The sequence below is a fragment of the Billgrantia antri genome, assembly GCF_017868935.1.
GTDB classification, from domain to species: domain Bacteria; phylum Pseudomonadota; class Gammaproteobacteria; order Pseudomonadales; family Halomonadaceae; genus Halomonas; species Halomonas antri.
The window spans coordinates 2,760,587-2,774,711 of record NZ_CP053383.1; the positions used below are offsets into that span (position 1 = coordinate 2,760,587).

Below are 14,125 nucleotides of genomic sequence, written 5' to 3' on the forward strand. Positions count from 1 at the left end.
GCGTACGGGCCATCAGCCCGGTTTCGAAAGCCATCAGCCTTGTATTGAGAGCAGATTGTTGGCCCGCTGCGCGTTCTCGTCCGCGGTACTGATCGCTTTCATCTGCATTTCATAGCGTTTGGCCACATCGATCATGGCAACCATCGCCTCTACCGCGCTGACGTTACTGCCTTCCAACGCACCGCTGGCAAGCCGGGCTTCCTCGTCGGCTTCCAGCGCGGCCACCTCTCCCTCGTCATTCGGTGGCATGCGGAACAGGCCATCGTCGCCGCGCAGCAGGTTCCGCTGCGGCGTGACCAGCTTGAGTCGCCCCACGTCGACCAGGGCCTCGGGCCCCTGCCCTTCGCCAATGGCACTGAGGGTACCGTCGGCACCGACGCTGACACTCGAGCCCAGCGGCACTATAATGGGACCGCCATCGCCGATGACCGGGCGTCCCATGATGGTGACGAGACCATTGCTGTCGATCTGGAGATCCCCGCGACGGGTATAGGCCTCGCTACCGTCATCGGCCTGCACGGCGAGCCAGGCGCTGCCTTCCACCGCCACATCCAGCTCCCGTCCGGTGTGGGTGATGGGCCCCGGGCTGAAGTCGCTGCCCGGGGTGGTCGCCGCTACCGAAACGCGGGTCGGCAGCACACCGTCACCCTGGACCGGCACGGCGCGCATGGCATGTAGCTGGGCGCGAAAGCCGCTGGTCGAGACGTTGGCAAGGTTGTGGCTGACCACCGCCTGCTGGTCCATGCTCTGCTTGGCCCCGCTCATGGCGGTGTAGAGAATACGATCCACGGTTCGGCTCCCTTGGCGCTCGTCTTAGTGCTTAGCGCAGGTTGATGGCGGTCTGCAGGAGCTCGTCCTGGGTCTTGATCGTCTGCGAGTTGGCCTGGTAGGCACGCTGCGCCACGATCATGTTGACCAGTTCACGCGACATGTCGACGTTGGAGGTCTCGACCGCGCCGGAAACGATGCCGCCCAGCAGCCCGGTGCCCGGTGCACCGACCAGCTCCTGGCCCGACTCGTTGGAGGCGCGCCAGACGTTGTCGCCGGCGGGGGTCAGGCCTTCCGGGTTACGGAAGCTGACCAGGGCAACCTGGCCAGCCGGGCGCGACTCCTCATTGGAGTAGTTGCGCATGATGGTGCCGTCTTCGTTGATGGTTATGCCCACCAGGGTGCCCGAAGTGTAACCGTTCTGGGTCAGGCTGCTGACGGTGGATGTGTTGCCGAACTGCGTGGTGCCGGCCAGGTTCAGGTCGAAGGTAAGATCCTCCGGCTCGCCATTCAGATAGGCGGTGGTGTCGAAGGTAATCCCACCGATGGTTCCGTTGGCATCGACGTCACCCGCGCCGTTGACCAGCTTGCCGTTGTTGTCGAACTGCACGGAGAATTCGGTCACGTTACCGGCCCCATCGTCCAGCGTGGTGCCATCGAGGGTCATTCGAGCGGTCCAGTCATTGGCCGCGGTCTTCTCGTAGTACACGGTGATGTTGCGCGGATTGCCGAGCGAGTCGTAGATGGTGAAGTTATTGGAGTAGTGGTAGTCGATCATGGCCGGGTTGCCCGTCGAATCGGTCGCCTCCACCGTGCTCAGGTCTTCGCCTGTCACCTTGCGTGCATCCAGGTTGAGCGTGGTGCCGATGCGCGTGGTGGCACTCGCCGCCAGCTCCTCGGCAGAAACATTCAGCGGCTGCGGCTGCCCCCCCACCTGCACCTGACCCTGGGCATTGAGGCCGTAGCCCATGATCTGGAAGCCCTGCGCATTGACCAGGTCACCGTCGGCCTGCATTGAGAGCTGGCCGTTGCGTGAATAAACCACCTCACCGCTTGTATCCATATAGCGGAAGAAGCCATCCCCCGCGACCGCCAGATCCAGGTTGCGGTTGGTGGACTCGATGTTGCCTTCGCTGAAGTTCTGCAGCACGGACGCAACGCGCGTGCCCAAGCCAACCTTGGAGTTGGCGAACACATCGGAGAACTGGACGTTGGAACCCTTGAAACCCACGGTCTGGGAGTTGGCAATGTTATTGCCGATGGTCCCCAGCTTCTGCGCCTGGGAGTTCAGGCCACTCAGTGCTTGTGAAAAGCTCATTTTTCGTTCCTCTGCCTACCGCTGAAAGTGCCGCTATGCGCGGTTCTTTTATGCTATGTATGCGTTGTGAGTGAGTGTCGAATCAAAGAATCTGCTTGACCTGATCGAGTCCGACCTGGCCATAGACGGCGCCCAGGTCCAGCCTGACGCCACCGTTCTTGTCAGGGGGCGTCACCCCGCCGACCACTGCATAGTTGAGCGTGGTGCCTTGCACGGTCTTGTCACCGCTGGTGGCCTCGATGCGAACGCGATAGGAGCCCGAGGCCGCCACCTCACCCTCGCTGGTACGGCCATCCCAGGCAAACGACTCCACGCCCGCCTTGGCCGAGCCGATATCGTAGCGGTTGACTACCTGACCGCTGGCATTGGTGATGACCACGCGAACGTTATCGACCGACTGAGGCAGCTCGATACCGAACGGCGTGGTATGCGGCTCGCCGTCCTCGCCCTGCTCGAGCAGCACGCGATCGCCGGGCACCAGCACGCCCTTGCCGATCAGGCCGGTGGCCTGGAGGGTCTGGCCGGCATTCATCTGGTCGGTGATGCCAGTGAGCGTCTCGTTGAGATCCTCGATGCCGCTGACGGTATTGATCTGTGCCAGCTGGCTGGTCATCTGATGGTTGTCCATCGGCTTGAGCGGATCCTGGTGCTGCATCTGGGCAATGAGCAGGGTCATAAAATTGTTGCGCAGGTCAGCGGACTGGCTGGCGTCGCGAGCCGCTGAGCCACCCTGGTTCATGCGCGTGACGACATTGGCGTCGATGGTGGTGGACATGCGGCTTAACCCTCGCCCAGCGTGAGTGTCTTGAGCATCATTTGCTTGCTCGTATTCAAGACCTCGACGTTGGCCTGGTAGGAGCGCGACGCCGAGATCATGTTGACCATCTCATGCACCGGCTCGACGTTGGGCATCGACACGTAGCCTTCTTCATTGGCCAACGGGTGCTCGGGGCGATACTCCATGCGCAGCGGGGAGGGGTCCTCGACCACTTCGCTCACGGCGACGCCGCCAATGCCTCGCCCATCTTGCAGGCGCGTCTCGAACATGACCTGCTTGGCTCGGTAGGCCTCTCCGTTCGGCCCAGCGACACTGTCGGCGTTGGCCAGATTGCTGGCGGTAACGTTCATGCGCTGCGACTGGGCGCTCATGGCCGAGCCGGCGATATCGAACACGGAAAACATCGACATGGTATGCTCTCTCTTCGTCTGATCCGGTCTGTTATTCCGGCTGCATGGCATTCTTCAGGCCCTGAATGCGCCTGTTCATGATGGTCAGTGCCGCCTGGTAACGCACCGCGTTATCGGCGAACTGCGTACGCTCGCGGTCCATGTCCACGGTATTGCCATCCAGGCTCGGCTGATCGGGAATGCGATAGAGGAGCTCGCGGCCTGGCGTCGCCATGGCTTGGCCTTCGAGGTGGCGCTCGGAGGTGCGTGCCAGCGATAACCCGCCACCGGGGGACCTACCGTGCTCTACCGCCCGCTTCAGCTCGCTGGCGAAGTCGATATCGCGCGCCTTGTAGTTGGGCGTATCGGCATTGGCGATGTTGCTGGCCAGGATCTGATGACGCTGCTGACGCAGACCCAATGCCTGCTGGTGGTAATTAAAGGCGGCCTCGAGCTGGTCGATCATGCCGGCACTCCCGTACAAGCCCAGTGGATGACATGCGGAACTTCTTGAGGTTGAAGAATAGCGACGCCGCTGTCATTTCAATGGCAGGAACAGACCGGTTTTCCTCGTTCATTTCCGCTGTTTCAGCCTATGGCCTCCCGCTAGAATTCGACTATCACCCATTGCTGGACAGTCTTGCCCTATGCGCCTGATCCGCTTCGCTCCGCTGCTGCCGCTATTGCTGGCCATATCGTCGCCACAGGCAGCTGCCATGGCTGACGATGCCGAACTGCTGCAAGCCGTGCATGCGTTCCTGCATGATGAGGCGAGCAGTCTCGGCGACGAACTGATCATCGAGGTGCGTCCGCCATCCGCCAGGTTGCCTGCCTGCGAATTCCCCGAGCCATTCCTCGCGCGCTCCGGCGACGTCCCGCTCGGGCGCGTTTCCGTCGGGGTACGCTGTGGCAGCGACGGCCGCCAGGTGCGCTATCTGCAGGCCGAAATCGGTGCGATGGGAGACTATCCCGTTCTTGACGTCCCACTGGGAGCGGGTGAAACCGTTCGTCACGAACACCTGACCATGCAGTCGGGCAATCTGGCCGAACTACCGAATCGCGCCCTGCTCGACCCCACGACGATCGTCGGTCAGGTGGCGACCCGCCCCCTCAGTCCCGGCCAACCCCTGATGGAACACCAGTTCCGCAGTCTGCCGCTGGTGGAGAGAAATCAGCGCGTGGTGGTCGAAGCCAGAGGTTCGGCATTTCGCGTAACCCGCGAGGGACAAGCACTGGAACCAGGGGGCCTTGGCGACCGAGTCCGCGTTCGCTTCGACAGTCGCGAGATCGTGACCGCGGCAGTGGCCGGCGAGGGCGTGCTTGTCGTAGACTTCTGACATCACCACACCGCTGACGACATGCACACCGGCAAGGCAGGCACAGCCCCGCCTCGGAAGGCTGCACCGAAAAATCGAGCCTAAAGTTTTTCTGTACGCTGCCGATAGCAGGTGAAAGCATCCGGTCATGAGGCCAATATCGTGAAGATCAATAGCCAGAACCCCCTGACTCGCCCGACTCAGACGACGCCGCGCGAGGAGACTCAGCCAGTCAAGGGCGCCACCTCGGCAAAGCAGCAGGAGCCTGGCCCATCGGCCGCCACGCACCTCAGCCAGAAGGCCACCGATACCTCGCGCGACGTTGACATGGCGAGGGTCGAAGAGATTCGCGACGCCATTCGCGAAGGGCGGCTGGAAATTCGTGCCGACCGCATTGCCGATGGGCTAATCGACTCCCTTTCTGCGGAGCGCAGCGGGGAATGAGCCTGGCAAAGCTACTTCTGGACCAGCAGCAGCGCCTCAATGGCGTTCTTGAACTGCTTCAGCACGAGCGCATCGTGCTGGCTAGCGCGCAGATCGATGGCCACCAGCTCGGCGAGATCGCCCAACGCAAGCAGGCGCTACTCGCCAAGCTGGAGGCCAGCGAAAAGCTGCGTCAAGGTGTGCAACAGCGACTCGGCTATACCAGCGGTGCGCAAGGCGCTCGGCAGGCAGCCAACGATGCCGGCTGCGAGCAGGCCTGGATGCACACTCTAGAGTTGACCCGCGAAGCCCAGCGTCTCAATGCGCTGAATGGCCAGCTGGTGGAGCTGCGCATGGAGCAGAACACCCGGCTGCTGGCATTCATCCACCAAGCCGCCGAAAAGACCGTCTATCGCGCCAGCGGACGCGTTGCTGCCCAATCGGGGCGCATCAATGCCTCGGTCTAGGATGGAATAGCGGAGCCAGTGCATCGCGGCAAGAGCACGGCGACGACAACCTTCGTTACCCTCTCACTACCCCTTCGTCCTTTTTCCAAGCGCTTGCTTGCGCCCAAGACCAGGCGCCGAGCTGGCACCGCATGGCGTTTCGTCACGCCAAGCCAGAGTGCCTCCGTCACTGAGGGCAGCCAGGCCAGCCCTTGCTTGACCAGCACAGAAAGTGTCGTCGGCATGAGTACGTCGCATTTTCACATCGCACTACCACAGGCTATCGACCAGATCGTCATCGAAAGTCGTGATCACCACGGTATTGCGCCCATCCGCCTTGGCCTTGTAGCTTGCCTCGTCGGCACGAGCGAGCACGGTCTCGGCCGACTCATCGCCCTCCTGTAGCGCCGTGACCCCCATACTTAGCGTAATGCTGTATGTCTTGTCCTCGTTGGTTACCGTGACCTCGGCCACTGCTCGACGCAAGGATTCAGCAATTTCCCCCGCTTGCTTGAGCGTGCAGCTGGGCAGCAGAACGGCAAATTCATCCCCGCCCTGACGGGCCACGTGGTCGCTGCGCCGCACTTCCCAGGCCACTACCTGGGCGACACGCCGCAGCATTTCGTCACCCAAAGCATGCCCACCCTCGTCATTGATCGGCTTGAAATGGTCGAGGTCGAACAGGATCAGCACCGAAGGCGTTCCCGTCTTGGCATATTCCGCCAGCGCCTCCTCGAGGCGGCGTTCGAAGCCGCGTCGGTTGAGCAGGCCGGTCAAGGGGTCGTGTTCGGCCTCCCAGCGCTGCAGGGCTTCCTGCTGTCGCCGCTCGGTAATGTCCTTGACCATGCCCACGAAGCCCAGCGCCTGCTCGTTGCCCAGCACCTGGCTGGCATGCACCTCGACCCAGAGAGTGACACCGTTAGGATGGAGAAAGCGCAGCTGGCGCACGAAGTCGCTGCCGGTGGCCAGGGTGTGACGCCACATGTCTTCGGTGCCCTGCTTGTCAGCGGGATGAATGCGCTCCCACCATTCGTTGGCACTGTACACCTCATTCAAGCCGAGCAGCTCGAGCAGCGCTGGGTTGAGATAGTTAAGACGGCCGTTCAAACCCGCCACGAACATGCCGATGGGCGTCGAACCGAGCACCGCATCGAGAAACGCCTGGCGATCGCGCAAGTGCTCGAGCGCCGCCAGCCGCTCATGTTCGAGACGATTGAAGCTGCTCGCGACCTGGCGCAGTTCATGCATATTCGTGGATAACTCGAGGTAGCGCCTCTCGCCCGCACCAACCTGTGCAATCTGCTGCTCAAGCCGGTGCAAGGGACGCAGTAGTCGCCTCACCAGTAGACGCATGGTGACCAGCATCAACACCGCCAGTGCCAACCAGGCCCACCACAGCCGGCTGAGAAATTCACCCAGGGGCTGCTGGATCTGGGCTTGGGGCACCGCCACCTTGACGACCCAGCCGGCCGGCCAAATCTGGCGATACGACACCAGAGCGGTGGCCTCTCCACCAGCCCGGGCTACCGTCTCGCCCTGCCAGCCATCCAGTGCAAGCTGCAGGGCCGCCGAATCATCCTGGGCACCCTCTGGCCTCAACGACGAATGCCGGCGCGGATGAAAGAGCCGCTCCCCCATAGCAGTGAATATCGACACATAACCCTCCTCGCCCAAGCGGATCGTCTCCAGACGCTGAAACAGACCGCCCTGGGCGAGATTGATCATACCGCCGACGACACCGTCAAAGCTCCCTCGGTCATCGAAGCGAGGCACCAGCATGAGCACCAGCGAGTCGCCACTCGCCCTGCCGACGAAGGGACGGCTCACGTAGGGCCACGGCGAGTGGCGGACCATGCGGAAGTATTCTCTGTCGGCGATTTCCAGCCCGACTCGCCCTGGTACGACGGGCCAGTCGGCAACGACACGACCGTCGGGATCAGTGACCATCAGCCCCTCGAACCACTCCATCAACACCTGGCTGTTCGCCAACCGGGCATTAAGCTCCTCCTCACCGGCCCCACGCAGGCTCCGCTCGAGCCGCTCGAGAGCACCCAACCGGCGCTCGACCTGCCGGGTCAAGTCCTCGGCGATCAGCCGCGACTCATAGCGCAGGTGCGAGAGGTTGGCGTCATCGACGAGCTCCTTGCCAAACTGCCAGGCCAGCAGCAGAACGATACCGACGATCACCAGCCAGGTCATGACCAGCCCGGCAAGGAGGCGCCCCTGCAATGAGCAGATCGAGCGAGTCAGGGACGCAAATGGTGCCATCACGTGCAATGCAATCTCCCGGATGGAGGTAAAATGGGGCCTGCCGCCTTCGGCGTGACATCGTGTGCCGCCTGTTCCTGGCAGCCCCGCACGCAAGCGGGAAACTACCTTGACTATCGGCACGCCCGAAGCGAACTTGAGCCCTGCAAACGCATCAAACCATGTTACTCAACATGACGCCCCCGCTACTCAACGCAAGCAGGCGCCATCGCTCAAGTCTTGGCACGAAAGGACGATATAGACATTAGGACGAACCGAATTCAACTTCACCGAAGCCGTTCCGATGACCGAAAAAGGTAACCGCCCCCCGGGCAAGCATACGCACGCCCTTGCCCAGCATCCGGCTCGGCTGGTGCAACATGCCTTCGAGCAAAGCCAGAACGGCCTGGTCATTACCGACGGCGATGGCAACATCCTGCTGGTCAATGACGCGTTCTGTAGGATCGCCGGCGTGGATCGAGCCGAGACGAGCGGCTGGCCGATCGAGCACTTCTACCTTTCCCGGCGTACGCCTTCCCACCTGCCGGTTACCGCCGATACCACGCCGAGCCTGACACACTCCTGGCAGCAGGAGGTACTCTGCCGCAGCACGGAGGGCGAGTCGCTGCCGGTCTTGATGACGGTCGACGCCATGCTCGACGAGCATCAGCAGCCGCGCCATTTCCTGCACACCTTCGTTCAGCTCTTTCGTTCCAATGGAGAGATGCTCGACGACCGTCATTGGATCCATATCGACCCCATCACCGGCTTGCCAAACTGGCTGCTGCTGCGCGACCGCCTGAGCCATGCCCTGGCCCAGGCCGAACGCGCCGACACCACCTTGGCGCTGTTGTTCATCGATATCGACCAATTCAAGACCATCAATGACTCCGTGGGTCATACCGAGGGCGATCGCATATTGGGCGAGCTGGCCCAACGTCTGCAACGCGAGGTCCGCAGCAAGGACACCCTGGCCAGACTGGGCAGCGACCAGTTCGTGGTACTGCTGGAGAAGGACGGCACGCCCGAGGCGGCACAACTGGTAGCGGAGCGTCTGCATGAGGCGCTGGAGCCCCCTTTCACGTCGGGGGATCGCTACCTGTTGATGACGGCATCGATCGGCATCGCGCTGTACCCCACCGATGCCCAGGATGTCGAGCCGCTGCTCGCAGCGGCTCGCAGCGCCATGTTCATCGCGCGCAAAAAAGGGCCGGGGCGTCTGGCCTTCGTCGACCGTCGACTGACGGCGCAACTCAAGGAGAAGTACCGCCTCGAGAGCCTGCTCAGCGAAGCCATCCATATGCCGAGTCACCATTTGGAGCTGCACTACCAGCCGGAGCTCGACCGTAGCAGCCTTCGCTGCACCGGCCTGGAGGCCGTGCTGCGTTGGAAGCGACCTACGCACTGGCAGCACCCGCCCGGTGACTATCTGGATACGCTCGCCCGCCTGGGGCTCGGCGTACGACTCAACCGCTGGATGATCCAGACGGCGATCGCCGACCACCGCCGATGGCATGACAGCGGCACGGCCCTCGGCAAGCTTCCCGTTGCCATTCAGCTCTGCGAGTCGCACCTGGCACAGGACACTTTCGACCACCGACCGCTGGACCACTTCCTGCGGCACCAGGGTCACGACTCCTTCGAGTGGCTGACGCTGAAGGTACCCGCCCAGGGGCTTGGCGGTGAGCTGGACAAGGCTACTCACCTACTCAAGCGACTCGAGCGACTCGGCATCCGCCTTGCGGTGGAGGGCTTCGGCAGCCAGGCCGTGGACCTGGCCTGGCTGTCGCGCCTACCCTTCCACAAGGCTACGGTCGATGCCCGACTGCTCGGGATGCACCATGAAGGACGGCGCCTGCTGGAAGCCTCGTGTCGCATGCTGAATGCCCTCGACATCGAGCCAGTGCTCGTGAGCATCGATGAAGGCAGCGTGGCGGCCGGCCTGGAGGGGATTTCCGCACGCCTCGTACAGGGCGACCTGTATAGTCCAGCCATGCCGGCAGACGCACTGGAGAGCTGGCTTGAAACCCACGGGCCAGGCGGTGAATGAATATGGCCTGGAGCCACGCTTTTGACACTCCTAGCCAGCTGAATCGCCCCTCGCCAGGTCGAGCGCGTCGGGGAATGACGGAGGAAAGGCCGTAAGGTAGGCATTGCTGACTCGCAGCACTCGGGTATCGTCATGCTTGCCACCCGCCAGCTGAAACCCCACCGGCAGACCGCACGGTGTGAAGCCACAGGGAACGGATGCCGCGGGCTGCTGGCTGAGATTGAAGGGGTAGGAAAACGGCGCCCACTCCTCCCAGTCTCGCATGCCGGCATCGGGCGGCACGTCACGATTGAGGGGAAAAGGGCGAACCGCCACTGAAGGCGTCATGACCAGGTGATAGCGCTGGTTGAAGTGTTCGAGCCTCTCGGTGAGACGCGCCCTCTCCTTGAGCGCATAGAACATGTCCAGCGCACTCAGCCGTTCGGCTCGCTTCGCATCGGCCACCAGGCCTGGATCGAGCAGGCGGCGCTGCCGCTCGCCGTGCTCGCGATACACCGCCAACGACGCGGTAAACCACAGCGTATTGAAGATGCGTATGGGCGATTCGAAGCCGGGGTCGATCTCCTCCACCTCGGCACCGAGCTCCTCGAGACGACGGGCCGCCCTGCGTACGCATTCGATCACCTCAGGCTCCACCCGGGCGTAGCCTAGCGTGGGCGAAAAGGCGATACGCATGCCCTCGACGCCTTCGCCAAGCTCCTCTCCCCAGTCCTGAGGCTGCCCTCGCAGGGCATAGGGGTCACGATAGTCGTAGCGCCCCATCACGTTCAGCATGCGTGCTGCGTCGGGCACGGTTCGAGTCAACGGCCCCAGGTGAGAGAGAGAGGCCTCCTTGGAGCGCGGCCACTCCGGCACCCAACCAAAGGTCGGCTTGAAACCGAACACGCCGCAGAACGACGCGGGAATGCGGATCGAGCCTCCTGAATCGCCCCCTTGGTGCAGCACCCCCATGTTGAGGGCCGCCGCCACCGCCGCACCGCCCGACGACCCACCCGGCGTCAGCCCAGTGTGCCACGGGTTGGCCGTAGCACCGAAAATGCGGTTGTCGGTAATAGCTTTCCAGCCGAATTCCGGCGTATTGGTCTTGCCCAGGATTACTGCCCCCGCTTCACGCAACATTCGCGCCGGTGGGGAGTCCCGCTCGCACGGGGCGGCCGATTCCGTCAGCGATCCCTTGCGCGCCGGCAGACCGCGGGATTCGGTCAGATCTTTCAACGAGACGGGAACACCATCGAGATGGCTGAGCGGACGACCTTCCCGCCAACGCCGGGTCGACGCCTTGGCGGCCGCCTCAGCTCCCTCCCTGTCGATCACCACATAGGCATTGACGACGCCATTGAAGCGGTCGATACGCTCGAGCGCGGCCCGTGTTGCCTCCAAGGGGGAAGCCACCCCGCTCTCGAAACACAGGCGAAGCTGCCCTGCATCCATGGTGCCAAGATCGGTGTCGCTCACAAGAACCTCCCTTTTTCCAGTGAGACCTTTACGATTGTGGAAAACATTCATCCTGGATGGCAAATGGCCGGTAGCTCAGCGGCTCCGGCCTTCTATGCATGAGGCAGGCCGGTGCATCGAGCCAGCGAAGCGACGCCGCGCATGAGGTCATGGCTCTGCAACGGTTTGCCCATAACGTAGTCGACCGCGCCCCAGATGACCTCGACATGGACCGCCCACTTTGTAACCCTTCGTACTAAGGGACTAACCTTGCTTAACAAAAGCAAACGAAAACAAGGTAAAGACAATGAACAAGGCATGGGTGATCGCCGCCTGCATGGCTGGTATCGGCCTCGGCATCTACCTGCTCGACGATGCAAGGGACCGGGCAGCGCGCGTGAGTCCGGATGAACTGACGCCGGAGCAGCAGCGCTATTGCGAGAGTGTCGAACAGTGGTACCGGGAGGAGATGCTGGACGTCGCCCCCAAGTGGCGGCTCGGCCACCCCGATGAACAGGGCACCTACACCCAGTGGTGTACGAAAAGATGACACGAAAAAGCCGCCTGGCGCGATGCGTCAAGCGGCTGATTCGTCGAAGCTTGTTGGTGGAGCCTAGCGGGATCGAACCGCTGACCTCAACACTGCCAGTGTTGCATAGGCGTTCGCCTAACTTGCTGCTGGAAAAGAGAAACGCGACCTTTCAGCTGGAAGCATATACAGCATATCCGCTCCGCGTGACTGCTGACGCTCCGGCGGGGTTTTACGGTTCTTCTCCAGGCGGATGTGACCGATCGATTCGTACCAACCTGATACAGCAGGCGACGGCTGCATAACAGGGCGTCCTTTTCTTCTAGGAATACTTAAGTTTTAGATGCCGAAGCCGATAGAGGGACATCATTCCTTCACAAGCGGTACTGAAACATGCTGTCACGCGTCAAAATTGGAACAAGGCTCGGCATCGCCTTCGGTAGTATTTCTCTGCTGCTTCTAAGCATCTTCGGCGCAGGAATGCTTGGTCTCAAAGCGATTAACACAACTGTGAATACCACATTTGAAAGAGATGTGGCTCTTGCATCAAACTCTGCGCTAGTACAAATACTTTCTTTACAACAGCGACGTTACGAAAAAGATGCATTTATAAACATCGCAAACCAAGAAAAGCTAGCTTCTTATTACGACAAATGGGTAGATACCCAGAACCGGCTCAGAGAAGCACTATCAAATGGTCCCTCTTTGACCGAATCGGAATCTATACACGTACTTTACAATGAAGCCGGCATAGCTCTAAATGGCTATGTCGACGGCTTTAACGAGGTCTATGATAAAATTTTAAGCGGCATGCTTATTGATACGGAAAGTGCCAACAGTGCTTTCCGCGAGCATAAGCAGTCCATCTATCGATTAGAAGAGGTAGCCGAGCAAATAGAGCAAGCCGCCATATCCAATATGGCGTCAGCCAAAGGAGATATACTTAACCAATATGACTATGCGCGCTGGTCACTTGCCGCTTTTTCTACGATAGCTCTCTTGCTGGCTACTTTCTTAGCTTATGCGATCACGCGCAGCATAGTAAACCCCTTGCATCGTGCAGTAGAGGCAGCCCAACGAGTCGCAGAAGGGGATTTGACATCGAAGATCGTTAGCAAGGGGTCAGATGAAGTATCTTTGCTTTTGTCTACTCTTAATAACATGCAAGACAAACTCAGCAACTTGGTTAGCTCTCTGCGCAGCAGTAGTAAAAACGTTTACACCGGCTCCAATGAAATTGCAATAGGTAGTCAGGATCTTTCTTCGCGTACCGAGGAACAGGCCTCCTCCCTGCAGGAAACCGCATCCAGCATGGAGGAAATGGCTTCAACTGTTCGTCAAAACACTGATTCTGCGACTGAAGCGGATCGACTTTCTGCCGATGCTGCCGCCACAGCTGAAGCCGGTAGTCAGGATGTTTTTCGCACCATTGAATTAATGCAAGAAATTGCAGCCAGCTCAAACAAGATAAACGAATTCATTGAGATAATAGATACCATATCCTTTCAGACCAACATCCTTGCTCTGAATGCTTCCGTCGAAGCAGCGCGAGCCGGCGAACAGGGTCGAGGATTTGCAGTAGTGGCCAATGAGGTGCGCTCTTTGGCTAGCCGAAGCGCCGAGTCTGCAAAAGAGATTCGCGCTGTAGTAGAATCAACTACAGCTCAAATCAGCAATGGAGCCGAGCAGGCCAAGCGCAGCGGTAAAACCATCAACCAGACGGTCGATTCGATTCGTCAGGTCTCAGACTTGATGAAAGAAATCGCTATCGCAACCCGTGAGCAAAGCAGCGGCATTGATCAGATCAATATTGCACTCACTTCCATGGACACCATAACTCAGCAGAATGCTTCTCTAGTCGAACAAACAAGTGCCGCCGCTGCTTCTCTCGAGATCCAGGCCAAGCAACTGACTGAACTAGTTTCCACGTTCCGCACGGAGGATAAAATCGAAACGAGCCCTTCACCCCTGCAAGATGTAAGAGAGAGTCAGTCGCTTTCGATTACTCCTACAAAATTATCTCTATCTCCGGTTAAGCCCCAAGAAGCAGTTTGGAGTGAGTATTAAGCAAGAACGCATGTGTTACGCAAGGCTGCCTAGCAATTCCCTTTTGGCTACAGCTGCGCAGTATCACTGTAGTTATATCGCCATACTTTGGCTTGTTTTATAACAGGTGTGCGTGGGTGCCGACAAGCTATTGTCCGCCCGCGCAATCTCTGCGCAGGTGTAGCTCAATGGCAGAGCTGCACCAATGCAATTTCCCCTTCCCTGCCAGTGCCATACAGACCGCCCTGTCTAACATTCCGGCGATTGTCTAACAACTGCACCATTCCCCTGTCGAGAATCTGGCACCCCTTAGGGGTCGCGCCTGTTCTTCAGCCATAAGCTTTCCTACCAAAATATAACCCCAGGCGCATCTTTCTTTTG

Annotated in this window: 13 protein-coding genes; 6 read left to right on the plus strand and 7 right to left on the minus strand. The window is 60.3% G+C overall.

All coding sequences use genetic code 11. The annotated features are described in order from the left end of the window. Positions 1-33: 33 nt before the first annotated feature. The 5 genes from HNO53_RS12750 to flgB all read right to left on the minus strand — a co-directional run bounded on the left by HNO53_RS12750 (position 34) and on the right by flgB (position 3,719). Positions 34-789: a flagellar basal body rod protein FlgF gene (locus HNO53_RS12750; RefSeq protein WP_209472618.1), complete on the minus strand. Its 756-nt coding sequence runs from the start codon at positions 787-789 to the stop codon at positions 34-36. A gap of 31 nt (positions 790-820) precedes the next feature. Further along, positions 821-2,086, minus strand: coding sequence for a flagellar hook protein FlgE (flgE, locus tag HNO53_RS12755; protein WP_209472620.1), 1,266 nt, complete (start codon positions 2,084-2,086; stop codon positions 821-823). A gap of 82 nt (positions 2,087-2,168) precedes the next feature. Continuing rightward, positions 2,169-2,861, minus strand: coding sequence for a flagellar hook assembly protein FlgD (gene flgD / locus HNO53_RS12760; RefSeq protein WP_209472622.1), 693 nt, complete (start codon positions 2,859-2,861; stop codon positions 2,169-2,171). A gap of 5 nt (positions 2,862-2,866) precedes the next feature. After that, a complete protein-coding gene (gene flgC / locus HNO53_RS12765; protein ID WP_209472624.1) occupies positions 2,867-3,274 on the minus strand; it encodes a flagellar basal body rod protein FlgC in 408 nt (135 codons plus the stop codon). Between the two features lie 31 nt (positions 3,275-3,305). Continuing rightward, positions 3,306-3,719, minus strand: coding sequence for a flagellar basal body rod protein FlgB (gene flgB, locus HNO53_RS12770; RefSeq protein WP_209472626.1), 414 nt, complete (start codon positions 3,717-3,719; stop codon positions 3,306-3,308). 181 nt (positions 3,720-3,900) lie between these two features. Between flgB and flgA the strand changes: the two genes are divergently transcribed. The 3 genes from flgA (at position 3,901) to HNO53_RS12785 (ending at position 5,459) form a co-directional block, all read left to right on the plus strand. Further along, positions 3,901-4,590 carry a flagellar basal body P-ring formation chaperone FlgA gene (flgA, locus tag HNO53_RS12775; protein WP_209472628.1) on the plus strand — a complete coding sequence of 230 codons (690 nt, stop codon included), beginning with the start codon at positions 3,901-3,903 and terminating at the stop codon, positions 4,588-4,590. 141 nt (positions 4,591-4,731) lie between these two features. Then, entirely contained in the window at positions 4,732-5,013 is a 282-nt protein-coding gene (flgM, locus tag HNO53_RS12780; protein WP_209472630.1) for a flagellar biosynthesis anti-sigma factor FlgM, read from the plus strand. Further along, positions 5,010-5,459: a flagella synthesis protein FlgN gene (locus HNO53_RS12785; RefSeq protein WP_209472632.1), complete on the plus strand. Its 450-nt coding sequence runs from the start codon at positions 5,010-5,012 to the stop codon at positions 5,457-5,459. The genes flgM and HNO53_RS12785 overlap by 4 nt, the downstream gene beginning before the upstream one ends. A gap of 249 nt (positions 5,460-5,708) precedes the next feature. Here the strand turns inward: HNO53_RS12785 and HNO53_RS12790 are convergent, their stop codons facing one another. Then, positions 5,709-7,706 (minus strand): diguanylate cyclase, encoded by a 1,998-nt coding sequence (locus tag HNO53_RS12790; protein WP_209472634.1) that lies wholly within the window; start codon positions 7,704-7,706, stop codon positions 5,709-5,711. Positions 7,707-7,989: 283 nt separating this feature from the next. Between HNO53_RS12790 and HNO53_RS12795 the strand changes: the two genes are divergently transcribed. Further along, the gene (locus tag HNO53_RS12795) at positions 7,990-9,735 is read left to right on the plus strand and encodes a putative bifunctional diguanylate cyclase/phosphodiesterase (RefSeq protein ID WP_209472637.1); all 1,746 of its coding nucleotides are present in this window, start codon (positions 7,990-7,992) and stop codon (positions 9,733-9,735) included. 30 nt (positions 9,736-9,765) lie between these two features. Here the strand turns inward: HNO53_RS12795 and HNO53_RS12800 are convergent, their stop codons facing one another. Then, positions 9,766-11,190, minus strand: a complete 1,425-nt coding sequence (locus HNO53_RS12800) for an amidase (RefSeq protein WP_209472639.1) — start codon at positions 11,188-11,190, stop codon at positions 9,766-9,768. Positions 11,191-11,476: 286 nt separating this feature from the next. On the opposite strand from HNO53_RS12800, the gene HNO53_RS12805 reads away from it, so the two are divergent. Both HNO53_RS12805 and HNO53_RS12810 read left to right on the plus strand, forming a co-directional pair. Then, a complete protein-coding gene (locus tag HNO53_RS12805) occupies positions 11,477-11,719 on the plus strand; it encodes a hypothetical protein (protein ID WP_209472641.1) in 243 nt (80 codons plus the stop codon). Positions 11,720-12,091: 372 nt separating this feature from the next. Further along, positions 12,092-13,765 (plus strand): methyl-accepting chemotaxis protein, encoded by a 1,674-nt coding sequence (locus HNO53_RS12810; protein ID WP_242597420.1) that lies wholly within the window; start codon positions 12,092-12,094, stop codon positions 13,763-13,765. The last annotated feature ends 360 nt before the right edge of the window (positions 13,766-14,125 follow it).